This is a genomic window from Klebsiella ornithinolytica NBRC 105727 = ATCC 31898, assembly GCF_001598295.1.
Taxonomy (GTDB): domain Bacteria; phylum Pseudomonadota; class Gammaproteobacteria; order Enterobacterales; family Enterobacteriaceae; genus Klebsiella; species Klebsiella ornithinolytica.
Window position 1 is genome coordinate 80,788 of sequence record NZ_BCYR01000010.1, and the last position, 18,130, is coordinate 98,917.

General features: G+C 57.8%; 17 protein-coding genes. 11 read left to right on the top strand and 6 right to left on the bottom strand.

Translation table 11 applies throughout. The features are described from left to right. Positions 1 to 6: 6 nt before the first annotated feature. Entirely contained in the window at positions 7 to 1,299 is a 1,293-nt protein-coding gene (locus ROR01S_RS18880) for an arsenic transporter (protein ID WP_064359779.1), read from the bottom strand. 45 nt (positions 1,300 to 1,344) lie between these two features. Continuing rightward, positions 1,345 to 1,665, bottom strand: a complete 321-nt coding sequence (locus ROR01S_RS18885; protein WP_004862888.1) for a metalloregulator ArsR/SmtB family transcription factor — start codon at positions 1,663 to 1,665, stop codon at positions 1,345 to 1,347. An 89-nt stretch (positions 1,666 to 1,754) separates the two neighbouring features. Here ROR01S_RS18885 and arsH point away from each other — a divergent pair, with 89 nt between their 5' ends. Then, entirely contained in the window at positions 1,755 to 2,453 is a 699-nt protein-coding gene (gene arsH / locus ROR01S_RS18890; protein WP_032717686.1) for an arsenical resistance protein ArsH, read from the top strand. 40 nt (positions 2,454 to 2,493) lie between these two features. Here the strand turns inward: arsH and ROR01S_RS18895 are convergent, their stop codons facing one another. Further along, positions 2,494 to 2,997 carry a DUF1543 domain-containing protein gene (locus ROR01S_RS18895; protein ID WP_015584166.1) on the bottom strand — a complete coding sequence of 168 codons (504 nt, stop codon included), beginning with the start codon at positions 2,995 to 2,997 and terminating at the stop codon, positions 2,494 to 2,496. 289 nt (positions 2,998 to 3,286) lie between these two features. Between ROR01S_RS18895 and ROR01S_RS18900 the strand changes: the two genes are divergently transcribed. The 9 genes from ROR01S_RS18900 (at position 3,287) to ROR01S_RS18940 (ending at position 12,881) form a co-directional block, all read left to right on the top strand. Then, positions 3,287 to 4,510 (top strand): SfnB family sulfur acquisition oxidoreductase, encoded by a 1,224-nt coding sequence (locus tag ROR01S_RS18900; RefSeq protein ID WP_064359780.1) that lies wholly within the window; start codon positions 3,287 to 3,289, stop codon positions 4,508 to 4,510. 10 nt (positions 4,511 to 4,520) lie between these two features. After that, positions 4,521 to 5,186: a methionine ABC transporter permease gene (locus ROR01S_RS18905; RefSeq protein ID WP_015584164.1), complete on the top strand. Its 666-nt coding sequence runs from the start codon at positions 4,521 to 4,523 to the stop codon at positions 5,184 to 5,186. Between the two features lie 43 nt (positions 5,187 to 5,229). Further along, the gene (locus ROR01S_RS18910) at positions 5,230 to 6,006 is read left to right on the top strand and encodes a MetQ/NlpA family ABC transporter substrate-binding protein (protein WP_064359814.1); all 777 of its coding nucleotides are present in this window, start codon (positions 5,230 to 5,232) and stop codon (positions 6,004 to 6,006) included. Between the two features lie 49 nt (positions 6,007 to 6,055). Next, on the top strand, positions 6,056 to 7,114 hold the full coding sequence (locus ROR01S_RS18915) for a methionine ABC transporter ATP-binding protein (RefSeq protein WP_015584162.1): 1,059 nt from the start codon (positions 6,056 to 6,058) through the stop codon (positions 7,112 to 7,114). 148 nt (positions 7,115 to 7,262) lie between these two features. Then, the gene (locus tag ROR01S_RS18920) at positions 7,263 to 8,966 is read left to right on the top strand and encodes an ABC transporter substrate-binding protein (RefSeq protein ID WP_064359781.1); all 1,704 of its coding nucleotides are present in this window, start codon (positions 7,263 to 7,265) and stop codon (positions 8,964 to 8,966) included. 45 nt (positions 8,967 to 9,011) lie between these two features. Beyond that, entirely contained in the window at positions 9,012 to 9,971 is a 960-nt protein-coding gene (locus ROR01S_RS18925) for an ABC transporter permease (RefSeq protein ID WP_015584160.1), read from the top strand. 2 nt (positions 9,972 to 9,973) lie between these two features. Beyond that, positions 9,974 to 10,921: an oligopeptide ABC transporter permease gene (gene opp4C / locus ROR01S_RS18930; RefSeq protein ID WP_004862917.1), complete on the top strand. Its 948-nt coding sequence runs from the start codon at positions 9,974 to 9,976 to the stop codon at positions 10,919 to 10,921. Continuing rightward, a complete protein-coding gene (locus ROR01S_RS18935; RefSeq protein ID WP_064359782.1) occupies positions 10,918 to 11,898 on the top strand; it encodes an ABC transporter ATP-binding protein in 981 nt (326 codons plus the stop codon). Before opp4C ends, ROR01S_RS18935 begins: the two co-directional genes overlap by 4 nt. Then, on the top strand, positions 11,895 to 12,881 hold the full coding sequence (locus tag ROR01S_RS18940) for an ABC transporter ATP-binding protein (RefSeq protein WP_064359783.1): 987 nt from the start codon (positions 11,895 to 11,897) through the stop codon (positions 12,879 to 12,881). The genes ROR01S_RS18935 and ROR01S_RS18940 overlap by 4 nt, the downstream gene beginning before the upstream one ends. 131 nt (positions 12,882 to 13,012) lie before the next feature. Here the strand turns inward: ROR01S_RS18940 and ROR01S_RS18945 are convergent, their stop codons facing one another. Further along, a complete protein-coding gene (locus ROR01S_RS18945) occupies positions 13,013 to 15,418 on the bottom strand; it encodes a membrane-bound PQQ-dependent dehydrogenase, glucose/quinate/shikimate family (RefSeq protein WP_044023519.1) in 2,406 nt (801 codons plus the stop codon). A gap of 318 nt (positions 15,419 to 15,736) precedes the next feature. After that, entirely contained in the window at positions 15,737 to 16,645 is a 909-nt protein-coding gene (locus ROR01S_RS18950; protein WP_004862932.1) for a DUF535 family protein, read from the bottom strand. Between the two features lie 308 nt (positions 16,646 to 16,953). Between ROR01S_RS18950 and ROR01S_RS27135 the strand changes: the two genes are divergently transcribed. After that, entirely contained in the window at positions 16,954 to 17,094 is a 141-nt protein-coding gene (locus tag ROR01S_RS27135) for a hypothetical protein (RefSeq protein ID WP_004862935.1), read from the top strand. A 48-nt stretch (positions 17,095 to 17,142) separates the two neighbouring features. Here the strand turns inward: ROR01S_RS27135 and ROR01S_RS18955 are convergent, their stop codons facing one another. Further along, complete coding sequence (locus ROR01S_RS18955) at positions 17,143 to 18,033, bottom strand: LysR family transcriptional regulator (RefSeq protein WP_004862938.1); 891 nt, start codon at positions 18,031 to 18,033, stop codon at positions 17,143 to 17,145. Between the last annotated feature and the right edge of the window lie 97 nt (positions 18,034 to 18,130).

Below are 18,130 nucleotides of genomic sequence, written 5' to 3' on the forward strand. Positions count from 1 at the left end.
AGGTTCTCACGACAGAGAAAAAGAGAGACGCAAAGCGAGTGCGGCCAGCGTCACCAGCAGTACCGGTAGGGTCATGATGATCCCGGTACGGAAATAGTAGCCCCAGGAGATGGCTCTGTTCTTTTGCGCCAGAACATGCAGCCAGAGCAGCGTCGCAAGGCTGCCGATGGGGGTGATTTTTGGCCCCAGATCGCAGCCAATGACGTTGGCGTAGATCATCGCCTCTTTAATCACCCCTGTTGCCGTGCTGCCATCAATGGATAGCGCTCCGACCAGCACCGTCGGCATATTATTCATGAGCGACGAGAGCACCGCCGTCAGCACCCCGGTGCCGAGCGTGGCCACCCACAGCCCGTTTTCCGCCAGCACATTCAGCACGCCGGAGAGCGCGTCGGTTAACCCGGCATTGCGCAGACCGTAAACAACCAGATACATCCCCAGCGAAAAGATGACGATTTGCCACGGCGCGCCGCGCAGCACGTTGCCCGTATGAATGACTCGCCCCTTTTTCGCCACCGCCAGCAGCACCGCCGCGCCGGCAGCGGCAATAGCGCTGACCGGGATCCCCAGCGGTTCCAGGATGAAAAAGCCGACCAGCAGCGCCACCAGCACCACCCAACCGGTCAGGAACGTCGGGCGATCTTTAATCGCGCTGGCCGGTTCAGGCAACAGGGCCAGATCGTAGACCGCTGGAATATCGCGACGAAAGACCAGATGCAGCATCGCCAGGGTCGCGAGGATCGCCGCGATATCGACCGGCACCATAACAGCCGCATAACTGCTGAAGCCAAGATGGAAAAAGTCGGCCGAAACAATATTGACCAGATTCGACACCACCAGCGGCAGGCTGGCGGTATCGGCAACAAAACCGGCAGCCATCACAAAAGCCAGCGTCGCGCGCTGGCTGAAACCCAGCGCCGACAGCATCGCAATAACAATGGGGGTCAGAATCAGCGCCGCGCCATCGTTAGCAAACAGCGCAGCCACGACGGCGCCCAGCAGAATTATCCAGCTAAACAGTCTCCGCCCGCGCCCGTTCCCCCAGCGGGCAACGTGCAGTGCCGCCCAGGAGAAAAAGCCCGACTCGTCCAGCAGCAGACTGATAACAATCACCGCAATAAACGCCGCCGTGGCATTCCAGACAATATTCCAGACCAGCGGAATATCGCTCAGATGAATAACGCCGAACGCCAGCGCCAGCGCCGCCCCCAGGCTCGCACTCCAGCCGATACTGAGTCCCTTCGGCTGCCAGATAACCAGCAGCAGCGTCAATAAAAAAATGGTCCCTGCGAGCAGCATCCCTCACCCCATCAAATATGTAATAACAGATATATTAAGCCGCCATCAGCAGGAAGACGGCGAAGCGTCAGCGACCCGGGCACGCACCTCATCACGCAGGCATCGCCATGCGCTGTCGATGATCTCTGCCGCCCAGGCCGGCATATGCGGCGACAAACGGTAGTGCACCCATTTCCCTTCCCGGCGGTCAAGAACCAGCCCTCCCTCGCGAAGAATCGCCATATGACGGGAGATTTTGGGTTGTGATTCCGCTGTCAGCGCGCAAATATCGCAGACGCACAGTTCACCTTGCTCCCTGAGCAACATCACGATCGTCAGGCGCGTGGCGTCAGACAATATTTTAAAAACCTCTAGCGGATGCGGCATTTTCGATTCCTTAGCGTGACATTTACATATATGCTAAATCATATGTATTCATTTTGAAACAACCGCTCTCAAAAAAAAGGTGTTCCCCCATGGCTGATTTTCCTGCCCTGCAACATGAATTTTTTGATTTTGAACTTGCCAACAAGCTCCCGGATCGGGCGCCACCGCGCATCCTCATTCTCTACGGCTCGCTTCGCGAGCGCTCTTTCAGCCGCTTCGCCGCGGAAGAGGCCGGGCGACTGCTGACGGCCATGGGCGCCAGCGTCCAGACCTTCAATCCTTCCGGACTGCCGCTGCCCGATGATGCGCCGGAATCGCACCCTAAAGTGGTTGAGCTGCGTGAACGGGTGCGCTGGTGCGACGGGATGATCTGGAGTTCACCGGAGCGACATGGCGCGATGAGCGCGGTGATGAAAGCCCAGATTGACTGGATCCCCCTGAGCGAAGGTGCTGTCCGCCCTTCTCAGGGCAAAACGCTGGCGGTGATGCAGGTGTGCGGCGGTTCCCAGTCGTTCAACGCCGTCAATCAGATGCGGATCCTCGGGCGCTGGATGCGGATGTTTACTATCCCGAATCAATCGTCTGTCCCCAAAGCCTGGCAGGAGTTTGATGAACAGGGTCGCATGAAACCCTCGCCGTGGTACGACAGAATCGTCGACGTCAGCGAAGAGCTGTTCAAGATAACCCAGTTGCTGAAAGGCCATACCCCGCTGCTCGCCGGGCGATACAGCGAACGTAAAGAGAGCCATCAGGCCCTCTCAGCGCGAGTCAATCAGGCCAAAATCTGACGGGCAATGAGCGAGGATGCCTCCCGGCGCTGACAGGATTTCAAATCCCAATCGGTTGATAGCCTTGCCACTCGGGTTTTGCCGCCTCGCCCGCAGCGTTGGGCGTCAGGTGTAGATACCAGTCGCCCACCTTGTCCAGCAGCAGACAATCATCGACGGCCTGCAGATTGTCCTTATGCTGCTGCCAGGCGCCGCGTAGCAGTGTCTGCAGCGCTTTCGCCTTCGCCTCCCGCGCATCACTCGCCGCAAACAGTCCGAATTCATGTAGCTCCGCGAGGGTGTCGGACCGATAGCCGCCGGCGTTAACAAAGAACAGCTTCACCCCGTCGTGAGCAGGCGTTCTGGCCAGAGTCACCTCATAACCATCGGCCCAGCGGATCCTGCTATAGCCGTCAATATGGATTTTATCCGCATCGCCAAACCAGGCCTCACGCAGCGCAGGCCACGCCTCTTCCGGGGTTCGCGCCACCACAAACTGAATGTCATGGACTTCAATATTCGATTTACCCGCATTGCCACCGACGTAGAACATAAACAGATGCATTGCCGATCCTCTGATGATCATTTTTCGATATATATCAAACTACATAACGCTTGTTGCAGCAAGTTTCCCCGACGCAGGCTGTCGGAAATGCAACAGCCTGCTATCACCGCAGCTGCATTTGCAGCAGCCCCTCCGGCAAATAGAAACGTAATTAATTGATTTTATTCATCTAAAAATTCTCCGCGAACTGGCACAGCCTTTGCTATTCACATATAACACATTGGAATTATAGGTTATTTAGTTATCCATTTTTTGCATATAGCCATTTAGTTAACCACGAGAAATCCGTATGTCAGAAAGTAAATCGCCTGTCAGCTACACCCGCCATTCGCCGAATGCCCATGTCATCGGCAGCGATGAAGAAGCCATCGCCATCGCCCACGAGATTGCCCAGCGGCTACAACCCGGGGCCGCAGAACGCGACCGTCACGGGACGGTGGCGCCCGAGATTGTCGATACCTTCTCCAACAGCGGCCTGTGGGGCATCACGGTGCCGCGCCAATGGGGCGGTGCCGAGGTCTCCGCCGCCACCCTGGCCCAGGTGATTGCCATCATCTCCGCCGCCGATCCGTCGCTCGGACAAATTCCGCAAAACCACTACTGCCTGCTCGAGGACATTCGTTTGCAGGGCAGCGCAGAGCAGCAGGCCTTCTTTTTTGGTCTGGTGTTACAGGGGTATCGTTTTGCCAACGCGCTCTCCGAGACCGGCGGCAAAACGGTGCTCGATATCCGCACCCGCCTGGAAACCCGCGGTGAAACGCTGTACATCAACGGACGTAAGGGCTATTGCACCGGATCGCTCTACGCCCACTGGATAGGCATTCTGGCGCTGGACGCCGACGATCGCGCGCAGCTGGCCTTCGTACCGCGCGACAGCGCTGGCTTGACGGTGCTCGATGACTGGGACTGCCTTGGACAGCGGAATACCGCCAGCGGCACGGTGCTGGCGGAGAATCTGGCGGTCGCGCCGTTCCATCTTTTCCCGACGTGGAAATCTTATGCCACGCCGACGCTCGCCGGCCCCTTCGCGCAGCTCACCACCGCCGCGATTGATGCCGGGATCGCCCGCGCGGCCCTCAACGACACGGTCACCTTTGTTCGCCAGTTCGCCCGACCGTGGATTGATGCCGGCGTCGAACGGGCCAGCGACGATCCGCTCACCATCTACCATATCGGACAGATTGATAGCCGACTGGCCGCCGCTGAGGCGCTGCTGGAGCAGGCAGGCAAGGTTCTCGACCGGTTTAAACATGATCTCAGCGAAGAGCATGTGGCGCAGGCTTCCATCGCCGTTGCCCGCGCCAAAGTGTTCACCACCGAGGTCGCCCTTGACGCCGCCAGCCGCCTGTTTGAACTCAGCGGTACCCGGGCGACCGGCAACTTTCACAACTTCGATCGCCACTGGCGCAATGCGCGCGTTCACACCCTGCACGACCCGGTACGCTGGAAATATCAGCTGCTCGGCAACTGGGTATTAAACGGCATTCGCCCACAGCGTCACGACTGGAACTAAGGTGGCCCCCGTGCTGGAGTTTTTTGCCGATATCGACTGGAGCGATGTGACCCAGGCGGGCATCGACACGTTAATCATGCTGGGCTGGTCGCTGGGCTTTACCGTACTGTTCGGCCTGCCGTTGGGGATTGTCCTCTACCTCACCGGCCAGCCGCAGCTGCTGCACGCCCCGCGGCTGTATCGCCTGCTGTCGCTTTGCGTCAACGTCCTGCGTTCGCTGCCGTTCATTATTTTGCTGATCGTCATGATCCCGGTCACCACCTTAATTACCGGCACCTCCCTGGGCGTACAGGGCACCATTCCGCCGCTGGTGGCGGGCTGCGCGCCTTTCTTCGCCCGGCTGGTGGAAAGCGCTTTGCGCGAGGTGGATCACGGTCTGGTGGAGGCCAGCTGGTCAATGGGCGGCAATACCGCGCAGCTGATCTGGCACACCCTGCTGCCCGAATCACGCGGCGGACTGCTTGCCGCCGTCACCGTTACCGCGATTTTGCTGGTGGATTACACCTCTATGGCCGGGGTTATCGGCGGCGGCGGGCTCGGCGATCTGGCGATTCGTTTTGGCTACCAGCGCTTTCAGACCGACGTGATGGTGGTCACCGTCCTGCTGCTGATTGCCCTGGTGCAGATTTTACAGATGAGCGGCGACCGCCTCGTGCGGTACATGAGCCGTAAATAACACATTCACGCTACTTTTCCAGGAAAAAACCATGAACAACATCGTGAAAAAAAACCTTATCGCTGCCGGGCTGCTGACCCTCTTCTCCGCCTCTGTCGCCGCCAACGAGACGCTGACCGTCGGCGCCACGCCGGTACCGCACGCGGAAATCCTTGAGTTTGTAAAGCCGGAGCTGGCCAAACAGGGCGTTGATTTGAAAATCAAAGTCTTTAACGACTTTATTCAGCCCAACCAACAGCTGGCGGAGAAAAACCTCGACGCCAACTACTATCAGTACCGTCCGTTCCTCGAGAACTACAACCAGACGCGACATACCCATCTGGTGCCGGTGGTAGGCGTCCATATTGAACCGTTTGGCGCCTACTCCAGCAAATACCACGACATCAAAGCGCTCCCGGATGGCGCAACCATCGCGGTGCCGAATGATCCGGTCAACACCGGGCGGGCGCTGGTCATGTTAAGCGATGCCGGCCTGCTGACCCTGAAAAATCCGAAGGATCCGCAATCGGCGACCCGGGATATTGTCGCCAACCCGCACCATTTTAAAATTCGCGAGCTGGAAGGCGCCATGCTGGCACGGGCGGTGAATCAGGTCGATCTGGCGTTTATTTTCGCCAACTATGCGCTGGAAGCAGGGATCGACACCGATAAAGCCCTGCTGGTGGAAAAAGGCAGCGATCTGTACGTCGAGTATCTGGTGGCCCGTCCCGATAACCTCAACGATCCGGGGATCCAGAAGCTGGCGAAAGCGCTGCACTCCGACGCGGTGCGCAATTTTATCCTGACCCGCTACAAAGGCAAAATCGTCCCGGGCTTCTGATCGCCGGAGCGTATCCGGCAGCGCTGATGCTGCCGGTTTTTCAAGGTTGATGGAGCAAACTACCGTGACTCACGATCCTCATGCCGTACCGCATATCCAGTTAAGCGGAATAAGCAAAGCCTACCCTAACGGCGTTCAGGCGCTGCAGAATATTGACCTGACGCTCTATCAGGGCGAGATTTTTGGCATTATCGGCCGCAGCGGCGCCGGGAAATCGACGCTGCTGCGCCTGTTTAATCGCCTGGAAAACGCCGACAGCGGCGAAATCACCATTCACGGTGAACAGACATTGCGTTATTCACGCAGTCAGATGCGCGACCTGCGCCGCCGGGTGGCGATGATCTTTCAACACTTCAACCTGATGTCGACCAAAACGGTGGCGCAAAACGTCGAGCTGCCGCTCAAGATGGCCGGCGTCCCGCGGGCCGAAAGACAGCGTCGGGTCGATGAGATGCTGGAACTGGTCGGCCTCGGCGCCCTGCGCGATAGCTGGCCGGCAAAGCTCTCCGGCGGGCAAAAGCAGCGCACCGGGATCGCTCGTGCGCTGGTGACCCAGCCGGAAATTCTGCTTTGCGACGAGGCAACCTCGGCGCTCGATCCGGAAAACACCCTCTCTGTGCTTAAGCTGTTGAAAGAGATTAACCAGCGCCTGGGTCTGACGATTATCCTCATTACCCATGAAATGGAGGTTATCCGCACGCTCTGCGATCGGGTGGCGGTGCTGGAGCGCGGGCACATTATCGAACAGGGCGAGGTGTGGCGAGTGTTTGGCAACCCGCAACACGAGGTGACGCGCAGCATGACCAGTACGCTGCATCACGGTCGTCCCGGCGAGAACCTGTCGTCGGTGGACGGCTCGCAGCTGGTGACCCTGCACTTCGACGGCAGCAGCGGCGGTGAACCGGATTTACACCATATCGCTGCTTTGCTCGGCGACGGGGCACGCCTGCTGTACGGCAACTGCGAGCAGATTCAGGGGCGGGTCATCGGGCAACTGCGCATCCGGCTGCCCCGGCCGCTGGATGAGCGCGCGCTGGGTCAGCACGGCTGGGTCGCGGACCGTCTGACTCTCGCTACGGACCTGTCGGTGGAAAATTCTACGTCTTAATCAAAATCTGGCATTTTATTGCCAGATTATTGCTAATGCTGATTCGCTATAAATCATATTTTTTCGTTGTTAGACAGGCCGTGGTGCGCCTCTTATCTTTCGTCATGAATTGTAAATTTCAGCGCAATCATTTGATGAGGGAGCACTTTTGTCCAGATTACTGCACGGATTAAAAACTAAACGGACGCGATTTTCACACGCTCTTGGAATCGCGTTAATCGGCGGCACGCTGGCATTTTCTTCTGTGGCCAGCGCGGACGATATTTTGCAGGAAGGCATCACGCCGGCCACCGATGCCAGCCAGATCCCGGCGGCAGCCAAACTGCGTAAAGACACCGTCGTCGCCGGGATTTCCGAGCCGCAGGGGATCTTTAACCCCTACTTCTTCGTTAACGGCTGGGACGAAAACGTCACCAACGTCATCTTTTCACGCCTGATTGACTGGGACAGCCACGGCAACCTGGTCCCTGGCCTGGCCGAAAGCTGGCAAGTGAGCGCCGACAACAAAGTGTATACCATCAAGCTGCGGCCGAATCTGACCTTCAGCGACGGCTCGCCGCTCACCGCGGAAGATGTCGCCTTTACTCTGACCGTGCTGCTGGATCCAAAGTATGACGGCGATACCGATATTACCCTCGCCAACATTGCCGGCGGCGCCGAGTATAAAGCCGGGAAAGCCGACAGCGTCAGCGGCCTGAAGGTCATCGACCCGCTGACCCTGCAGGTCACGACGACGCAGCCCGGGGCCACCACCCTTTCGCGGATCGGAGGGCCGGTGCTGTCGAAAGCCTGGTACGGCAAAGAGTATCAGCGCGGCAACCTCGACTATCTCCGCACCCTGCACGGAAAACCGCTGGGCAACGGTCCTTACGTCTATGACAAATATATTCCGGGCCAGGAGATTCGTTTCCACGCTAACAGCCACTTCTACCGCGGCACACCGCCGACGCCGCGCTTTATCTACCGCGTCACCAACCCGTCGACCAACTTCCAGCTGTTCCAGACCGGCGAAACCGACTACGACGCCTTTACCTCGCGCCCGGACGATATCGAACAGCTGAGAATGCTCGGCTTCGCCAATATCAACCTCTACGGCTCCAGCGATTACAGCCAGGTGGAGTTTAACGTCCGTCGTCCGGCGCTGAAGGAGGTCAAAGTTCGTCAGGCGCTGATTTACGGCCTCGACCGCCAGAAGCTGATCGATGTGGTGTACCAGGGCTATGGCAAGGTGGCCGTTGAACCGATCGCCCCTATCTCCTGGGCCTACAATCCGCAGGGGGTTAACCCGTATCACTACGATCCGGCGCAGGCGAAAAAACTGCTCGATGAAGCGGGCTGGAAACCGGGTCCGGACGGCATCCGCGTGAAAGACGGCCAGCGTCTGGAGCTGACGCTGCTGGTCAGTAAGAAGGTGCTCAACGATGCGCTGATCCCGATTGCCAAAGAGAACTGGCAGCAGATCGGCGTCGTGCTCAAGCCGCAGGTGGTCGACTTCAACGCCCTGATGGCCCAGCGTAAAGCGGGCAACTATGACCTGGCCTCCTTTAGCACCAGCACGCTCAACGACCCGCACGATGGTGTATGGGATTTCTACAGCACTGAAGCCAAAGAGTCAGGCTATAACAATCCACAGGTCGATAAGCTGATTAACGCGGGCAACGCCGTGCTCGACGTCGAAAAACGTAAGCCGATTTACCACCAGCTGTATCAGGTGCTGGCGGAAGACCCGCCGGTCATTCTTCTCGGCTACCGCCAGATTCTCTCGGCCAGCAGCGCCAGGGTATCCGGTTTTAAACCGGATATTTATAACGGCCTGACCGGCAGCCTGCCGGATGTGAAAATCGCCAGGTAACCATCACAGCCGCCGGAATAACCCGGCGGCTGATGTGAGAATGTTATGAGAAATTTTATCCTGAGACGGCTGCTGCAAACGCTGCCGATGCTGCTACTGGCCTCATTGATTATTTTTATGCTGTTTGCCAAAACGCCCGGCGACTTTATCGACGGTAATATTACCCTCACTGCCGCTCGCGCCGCCGAACTCAAAGCCATCTATGGCCTCGACCAACCGCTGTTGACCCGCTATCTGCACTGGCTCGGCCAGCTGCTGCGAGGCGATCTCGGTTTCTCGTTGCAGTACCAGATTCCGGTCAGCCAGCTGCTAAACCAGTACATCTGGAACTCGTTCCTGCTGGCAAGCATTGCGCTGGTTTTTTACTGGGGCATCGGCCTGACGGTGGGTATCGTCTCCGCCATGAAGCCAAACTCGCTGTTTGACCACCTGGTGAGCGTGGCGGTCTTTGCCGCGATGTCCTTTCCAACCTTTTTCCTCTGTCTGCTGCTGATTAAGTGGTTCGCCGTGGATCTGCACTGGCTGCCGGTTGGCGGAATGACCAACACCGGCAGCGATGACCGCGGCTGGGGCTATATCCTGCAGGTGGCCGCGCACCTGGTGCTGCCGGTTCTGGCGCTGGTGATGCTGCAGGCCGGCAGCCTGACGCGCTACTTCCGCGCCAGTATGCTTGACGTGGTCAGAATGGATTTTATTCGTACCGCCCGCGCCAAAGGGCTGCATGAACGGACGGTGATCTTCAAACACGCGCTGCGCAATGCGCTGCTGCCCATTATCACGCTGCTCGGCTTCGAGTTACCGGGACTGTTTTCCGGCGCCATCATCACGGAAAAGGTCTTTAACTGGCCCGGGGCCGGGCATATTCATATCGACTCGCTGGCCGCCCGCGATTATCCGGTACTGATGGGATTTACCCTGTTTCTGGCGGTGCTCACCATTCTGGGCAACCTGATAGCCGATGTTCTCTACGCGTGGGCCGACCCGCGGATTCGGCTGAGGTCATAATCATGTTTAACACTCTGTTTTCAACGCCACGTCGCCTGCGCAAGGCGGAGATTCCGGCGCTCGCTATGATCACCCCGTCACCGTGGCGCCAGGCCTGGCGGTCGCTTAAACGCAACCGGCTGGCCATGTTTTGCCTGCTGCTGCTGGCGGTAATGGCCGCCTGGTGCGTGCTGGGGCCGCTGTGGTCGCCGTGGAAAGATGATGCCACCGATGTCCTGATGATTAACAAGCCGCCCGGCGCTGAGCACTGGCTGGGCACCGACTTTCTCGGCCGCGATGTCTACACCCGCCTGCTGATGGCCGGACGTATTTCGTTGATTATTGGCCTGCTCACCATGCTGCTGTCGGTGGCGCTGGGCTACCTGCTCGGCGCCGTCTCCGGCTATGCCGGCGGCCTGACCGATAAGCTGATCATGCGCCTGGCGGACCTGGTCATGACGATTCCCGGCCTGCCGCTGCTGATCGTCGCTGGCGCGATGTTATCCGAGCTCGATTTTTCCCCGGATGCCCGGATCTATATGGTCGTGGTGATGCTCAGCCTGCTGGAGTGGCCAAAGCTGGCGCGGCTGGTGCGGGGTCAATGCCTGTCGCTGCGCGAACGTGATTTCATGCTGGCAACCCGGGTGCTGGGCCTCTCCGCGCGCCGTCGCCTGTTTGGCCATCTGCTGCCCAATACCATTCCGATTCTGGTGGTTATGGCCACCATGGCGGTGGCAAATGCCATTCTGAGCGAATCGGCGCTCAGCTACCTTGGACTGGGGGTGGTTCCCCCCACGCCCTCCTGGGGCAATATGATGGACGCCGCCAACAGCCTGATCGATTTCCAGCGTCGTCCGTGGCTATGGATGCCGCCGGGTATCGCCATTTTTATCACCGTGATTGCCATTAACGTGCTGGGCGACGGCCTGCGCGATGCGATGGATCCGAAAATGAAACAGAGGCTGAAATGAGCGCCCCGTTAATCACTTTCCGACAACTCTCGGTCTCCTTCGCCGCTGAAAAACAGCGTGTGCGGGCGGTACAGGAGGTGTCGTTCGCTATTCATGCCGGCCAGACCGTTGGGATCGTCGGCGAATCCGGCTGTGGAAAAAGCGTCACCGCCATGGCCTTAATGGGCCTGCTGCCGCCCCAGGCCGCGCGTATTGATAGCGGCGAAATCCTCTTTGACGGGCAGGACCTGCTGCGTCTGAAAGCCAACCCTATGGCCGACCTGCGCGGCAACCAGCTGGCGATGATCTTTCAGGAACCGATGACCGCGCTGAACCCGGTGCTGACCATCGGCGAGCAGCTGTGCGAGCCGCTCATTCGCCACCGTGGCGAAACGCCCAAAGCCGCCTGGCTCCACGCCACCCGTTTGATAAGCGAAGTGGGGCTGGCGCGCGCGGATAGCCTGATGAACAGCTACCCGCACCAGCTCTCCGGCGGGATGCTACAGCGCGTGATGATTGCCATGGCGCTGAGCTGCCAACCGAAGCTGCTGATCGCCGATGAACCCACCACCGCGCTGGATGTCACCGTTCAGGCGCAAATCCTGCGCCTGCTGCGCGATCGGGCGCAGTCCAGGCGGATGGCGATGCTGCTGATCGCCCACGATTTGGGCGTGATTGCGCAAATGGCGGAACAGGTGGTGGTGATGTACGCCGGCCGGGTGGTCGAGTCTGGCCCGACGGCCGAGATCTTACGCCACCCGCAGCATCCCTATACTCAGGGGCTGATCGCCTCGCGTCCGGTGCCCGGCGAACGACGCCGTCGCCTGTACTCAATTCCCGGCCAGGTGCCGGATCTGGCCGCCCTGCCGGCCGGCTGCGCCTTTGCCGACCGCTGCCAGCGGGCCAGCGCAGTCTGCCGCCAGAGTCTCCCTCCGTTATTGGGAACAACGCGGCAGGCCTCCTGCTTTCACACCCTATCCGCGGGGCCGGTTGCATGAACACTGAAAGCCATGAATATGTCATTGAAGTCGAAGGATTAAAAAAGCACTTTCCGCTGCGCGAGGGGCTGTTTGGCCAGCAAACCGGGCAGCTACGGGCGGTGGACGGCGTCAGCTTTCGCATCCGCCAGGGGACCATTTTCGGCCTGGTGGGCGAATCCGGCAGCGGGAAAACGACCGTGGGGCGCACGCTACTGGGGCTATACGAGAAGAGCGCCGGTAGCGTGAAATACCGGGGCCGGGAGCTCTCCGCCCTCTCCTCGCAGGAGATGCAGGCGCTACGCCCTAAAATCCAGCTGGTGTTTCAGGATCCCTACAGTTCACTGAACCCGCGGATTCGCGTTGGCGAGGCGATTGGCGAAGCCATGCTGCAGCATAAACTGTGCAGCCGGGCGGAACTCTATGACAAGGTGATTGCGGTCATGCAGATCTGCGGCCTCGCGCCCCACCACTACAATCGCTTTCCACATGAGTTCTCGGGCGGTCAGCGCCAGCGTATCGGGATTGCCCGGGCGCTGATTCTCAACCCGGACTTTATCATTGCCGACGAGCCGATCTCGGCGCTGGATGTCTCTATCCAGGCGCAGATCATCAACCTGTTTTCCGATCTGCGCGACGATTTCGGCGTTACCTTTCTGTTTATCTCCCATGACCTTGGCGTGGTGGAGCATCTCTGCGATGACGTGGCGGTGATGTATCTCGGACAATTGGTGGAGACCGCCAGTCGCGATGCGCTGTTTGCCCAACCGCGCCACCCTTACACCCAGGCGCTGCTGGCGGCGGTACCGACGCTCGAGCCGCACGCCGAACCCGTCGCGGTTGTACAAGGCGAGATCCCCGATCCCGCGAATCCGCCGCCCGGCTGTCGTTTTTCTTCACGCTGCCCGAGCGCTAACGACCGCTGTCGCCGCGAAATCCCCACGCTGCGTGAGATAGCCGCCGGCCACTTTGTGGCCTGCCATGAGGTGGTCGCCTCCTGCTAAAGCGCGAGGCCCTGCGACTGTCGGTCAACGTGGCCGACACCTGAGCTGAGGCAAAAAAAAACCAGTCAGCAATGACGCTGGCTGGTTTTAACCTGGCGGAGCGGCGAACTCAATACGCCGCCTTCAGGGCGCTACTCTTCCAGCGCATAGGCAATAATATCATCGCCCACATCCGGGGAGTGGCTGGCGCCGCCGGCGGAGATCACCACATACTCCTTGCCCGTTTTCGGCGATTTGTAGATCAGCGGCGCGGCCACTGCGCCTACCGGCAGACGCGCGCGCCACAGCTCTTTACCGGTTGCGGAATCCAGCGCCCGCAGGTAGTTATCCTGGGTCCCGGCAAAGAAGATCAGCCCGGAAGCGGTCGAGGTCGGGCCGCCCAGCGTCGGCATACCCAGCGGGATATGCATGTGGGTTTTCAGACCCAGCGGACCGGTATCCTCGACGGAGCCCATCGGAACCTGCCACATCAGCTGACGAGTATTGAGATCGATGGCGCTCATCGTGCCGAACGGCGGCGTATTACACGGAATCCCCAGCGCGGATTGCAGAATATCGATCCGCACGCCGCCATATGGCCCGGCGATCTGCGGACGGACGGTGCCCATAAAGCCCGGGACTTCGTCGGTGGAGACCTTGTATTTCGCCATATCTTCCTGACGCACCAGAGACATTCTCAGCGGCATACGCATGTCGTTAACAAACAGCGTCCCGGTGCGTTCATCGATGGTGATGCCGCCCCAGTTCATGCCGCCCAGCAGGCTCGGCCATTCGATATACGGCTTCTCTGACGGCGGCGTATACATTCCAAGGTAGGTGGACTCTTTGAAGTCAATGCGGCACATCAGCTGGTCAAACGGCGTCACGCCCCACATGGATTTCTCGGTTAACGGCTCAACGCCGAGCTGCGGCATCCCGGTCGAGAACGGCTGCGTGGTAGAAAGACGTTCGCCTTCTGCGCCTGCGTGCGCTACCGGCCGTTCCTCAACGCGCGTCACCGGTTTGCCCGTGCGACGATCGAGAACATAGATCTGACCGGTTTTGGTGGTCTGAATCAGGACCGGAACCTCTTCGCCCTGGTCATTTTTCATATGGAACAGCACCGGCTGAGACGGCAAATCATAGTCCCAGACATCATGGTGAACGGTCTGGAAGACCCATTTTGTTTCACCGGTGCTGGCATCCACCGCCACCACCGAAGAGCCGTACTTCTCTTTGGCCTCATTACGATCGCCGCCCCAGTAATCCGGCGGACCGTTGCCGGTCGGCAGATAAACCAGGTTCAGCTCTTTATCAAAGCCCGGAACCGTCCACACGTTCGGCGTTTCGAGTGTGTACACCCGCCCTTTTTGCGGATCGGTCACATTTTCCGGTTGCCCCACATCCCAGGCCCAAACCACGTTGCCGCTGCGCACATCGAAGGCGCGGACCACGCCGGAAGGTTCGCCGTGAATAATATCGCGAACCCAGCCGCCCAGTATCGCAATATGCCCCATGATCACCGGCGTCGAAGTCGGATGGTAGCGCTTGCTGTTTTCGGTGTTGTCCATCCCCTGCTTGAGATCGACGCTACCGTGGCGGCCGAAGTTATCGCACAGCTCGCCGGTTTTGGCGTTCAGCGCCAGCAGGCGCGCATCGACGGTAGAGACCAGAATCCGCTGCGGACACTGCTGCAGGTCCGGGCTGGCTTTCTCCTGCGCCGTCAGCGTCGTATCGTTTTGCACATCATAGTAGCCGACGCCGCGGCAGGTAACGTGCTCTGCGGTCTGCGCGTGTGGGTCAAAGCGCCAGCGCGCTTTCCCGGTATCCGCATCCAGGGCGGTGACCACGTTCAGCGGCGTACAGGAGTAGAGCGTATCGCCAATTTGCAGCGGCGTATTCTCATCCACCCCGATCCCCGGGCCGCTTACCCGGCGGCCGGTGTGGTAGGTCCACGCCACCTTCAGGTTTTTCACGTTCTCCGGGGTAATGTCATCGTATGGAGCAAAACGGGTACCTGAGGCATCGCGGGCGAAAAACTCCCAGTTGTCGCTTTGGGAAGCGAGGGTTGGCTTACTATCGGCGGCGGCTTTCACCACGCCATGATGAATGCCACCGTGGGGAGAAAACGCCGAGACCAGCGTCGCCAGCAGCGCGATGAAAATCGCCGAGGCGCTCCAGTTCGCATAGCGGACCGCGGTGCGTTTGACCGGCAGCGTTGTGGCCAGCCACAGGCCCAGCATCAGCAGCAGAGCCGGAACCACCAGACGAGGAATCAGTCCCCAGTAGCTGAGCTGCACTTCATAAAGCGCCCAGACAAGGGTCAGTAAGAAGGTCACGATGGTGAAAGGGAGGACGTATTGACTGCGGATAAGGTATCCGATGGCGATAAGCAGATAGGCCACTCCAGCCAACAGGTACCAGGCGCTACCGCCCAGAGTCAGGAGCTTACCGCCCCAGAAAGTGAAAAAGAGTCCAGTACAAAAACTGAGTAATACAAATATAACCCGGTAGACGGTGAAGAAGATCCTCCTGCCGCTACCTCGCTGTTCGTCCATATCTCATCCCATACGACTTTAGTCGTTATAACCAATATATTTATTTTTAACAGCATCCGATCCAAACAAATCGGATACAGACCGCATAACATCCTGGTTGGACGCTCATGAGCCGAGCGAAGAACGTAATAAAGTATATGGATTTGTAAAAGTTATGTAAAACAAACCAGCATTAAATGTTTAAAATTTTTTAATATATAAACGGAAGTTGCATCAGAAACGGTGATAAAGCGCGTGATAAATCACCAGAGGAGGATAAACGGGCGGGAGATGGCTGGCCAACAGCCCCCTGTGGGCCAGCACACCGGTAGGTGCAAATTAGTTTACGGGCCGGGACCCACTGATTTGCCGCAGAGCAGCCTTCATTTCCAGCTGCGCCAGCTCCTTCAAACCTTCGCGTTTGATAAACTGACTGCGATGTTTGCTTTTGACCTCTTCTATACTTTTTTTGATCTCCTGCGGCGGTAATTTATACCAGCCGCGACGATGTTTTTCGCCCCCGACTTCCAGCCACAGCGCAGCATAACTGGTTTGTACTTTCTCGCTTTTGACGTGAAAATCGGAGTCGATGGCATAGATCTCTTTAATATCGCTATGCTGTAAAAAACCATATAGCAGAGAGATAATTAAATTTTTCGGTCGGGTGCCGTGCAGCTCTTTAGTCAGCACTTTAATTTCATCATTGGCAATATCCTTCCCTCCCTGAATGCCGCCGATATAAGCCCGGCCATCCTCGGTGCAGGAAAAACAGATGCTGTAAATGCGTTTTCCATCCTGAAGCATTAATAGCATCAGTTCGCCCTCTTCCTGAAAAGGCGAAGCCAGCAATTTCACCGCAATGTGGCTACCGTTTTTCAGCGGAATTTCCGCCACGGTCAGCCCATACTCCACCACGTTATACAGCTGTGGAAGCGCGGCTGCGCTAAAGGTTTTCTCGATAAAAATCAAGGAGCCATAGGCAATATCCAGCTTGGCTCTTCTTGACATTTTTTTATTTAAATAGGCTTTGAACGGCTTATCCTGAAAACTGACCAGCCCCTGCGTTGCACCGGTTAATCTGGCGCAAACATATTTATCACAAAGCGCTTGATATTCCTTATACTTTCCCCCTGCGAGAGGTATTTCTCTGCATTTTCGTAAGACCTTTTTATATTTGAGTTTAATTTGACAAATCAATTTATTATTTTTTCGCCATTCTTTGATGGCAACTGTTGCTGTTTGAGCCATTGATCAAGATCCATAGAATCAACCATAATCGCGGCCATAATATCATAAATAGTTCAAGTCAACGCTTGATTAGTGAGTCGTTGTCTTTTCATTTAATAAATAGGTAGATAATCATTCTCACACCTATAATTAAAGGCGGGGGGATGTCAACTCTTATTATTGGCAGTCTCTTCTGGCGTCAGATGAAAATATCACGCGGCGCCACGCTATTACCGCTCTGTGCGGTAACGGGGCGCCGAGGGTTCATCCTGGCATGGTTTTGCTCTATAATCTGACCCCAGTCAAAAGTGAACTAAAGTGGGTAACTCATGGAAATTGATCTCGACAATCTGGTCTTCAGCGGTCTGGAAGAAGCGCAAGAGCGCAATGCCGAACGCCTTGAAGACGCTGACAAAAAAGCCGAAGCGATCGTTGCCGATGATGATTGTGGCGACGCCTGCAAAATCTGATTCCTGAACCGGCTAACCACGCCGGTTTTTTTTATCCTCGCCCGTCAGTCAAGCCGTAAATGCCCCCTTCAGCGTGCCCAGCAACGCCTGCGCCGCCTTCGACAGCTGCAGATGACCGGCATGGATCACCCCGACACACTTCTCAATCGGCGGGTTATCCAGCGGCAGACATACGGCGCCCAGCGCCTGCATCTGCGACTGGCAGAGCGCCGGGACGGCGCTGCCGCCGAGGCCGCTGGCCACCATTCTGCCGACCGTCACCAGCTGGTGACTCTCCAGCGCAACATCCAGTTGACGACCGCTGCGCGCCAGCTCCTCTTCAAGCATCAGGCGGACCGCCGAAGGCCGCTGCAGCGTAATAAAATCCAGCGTCAACAGCTCGCGCCAGGAGAGACGATGTTTACCGGCCAGGGGCGATGATTTCGGCACAATCGCGATAAAACGGTCAACGCCCAGCGGCGTAAACAGCAGATTATTGGTTGGCGCCGGCTCAAAGGCGATCCCCATCTCCACCCGCCCTTCACGAACCATTTCTATCACCTGCTCGTTAATCACATCGTGAACGGTCACGTTAATTCCGGCATAGCGATCGCGAAAGGCTTTCAACACCTCGGGCAGGACGTTTGCCGCAAACGAGGGCATGGCCGCGATCGAGATTTTGCCACGCTGCAGGGTAAAGCTCTGGCGCATCGCCTCTTCGGCGTTATCCCAGTCGGCCAGCAGCTGACGAGCCATCGGTAAAAAGATCTCCCCCTCCTGAGTCAGCGTCACCCGGCGGGTGCTGCGTTGCAGCAATGCGCCGCCGAGCCCCTCCTCCAGTCCTTTGATGGTCAGACTGAGGGCCGGCTGCGAAATATTCAGCCGTTCGCTGGCGTGGGCAAAATTCAGAGTGTGAGCTACCGCTAAAAACGCGCGTAACTGTTTGACACTCATTCTCATTTTTCATCCCGTTAACTAATTGAAAAAATTTAGTTAACAACAAATTAATAAGAAAACCCAATGAGTAGGTCACAAATTCAAAATTAACAAATCAGTC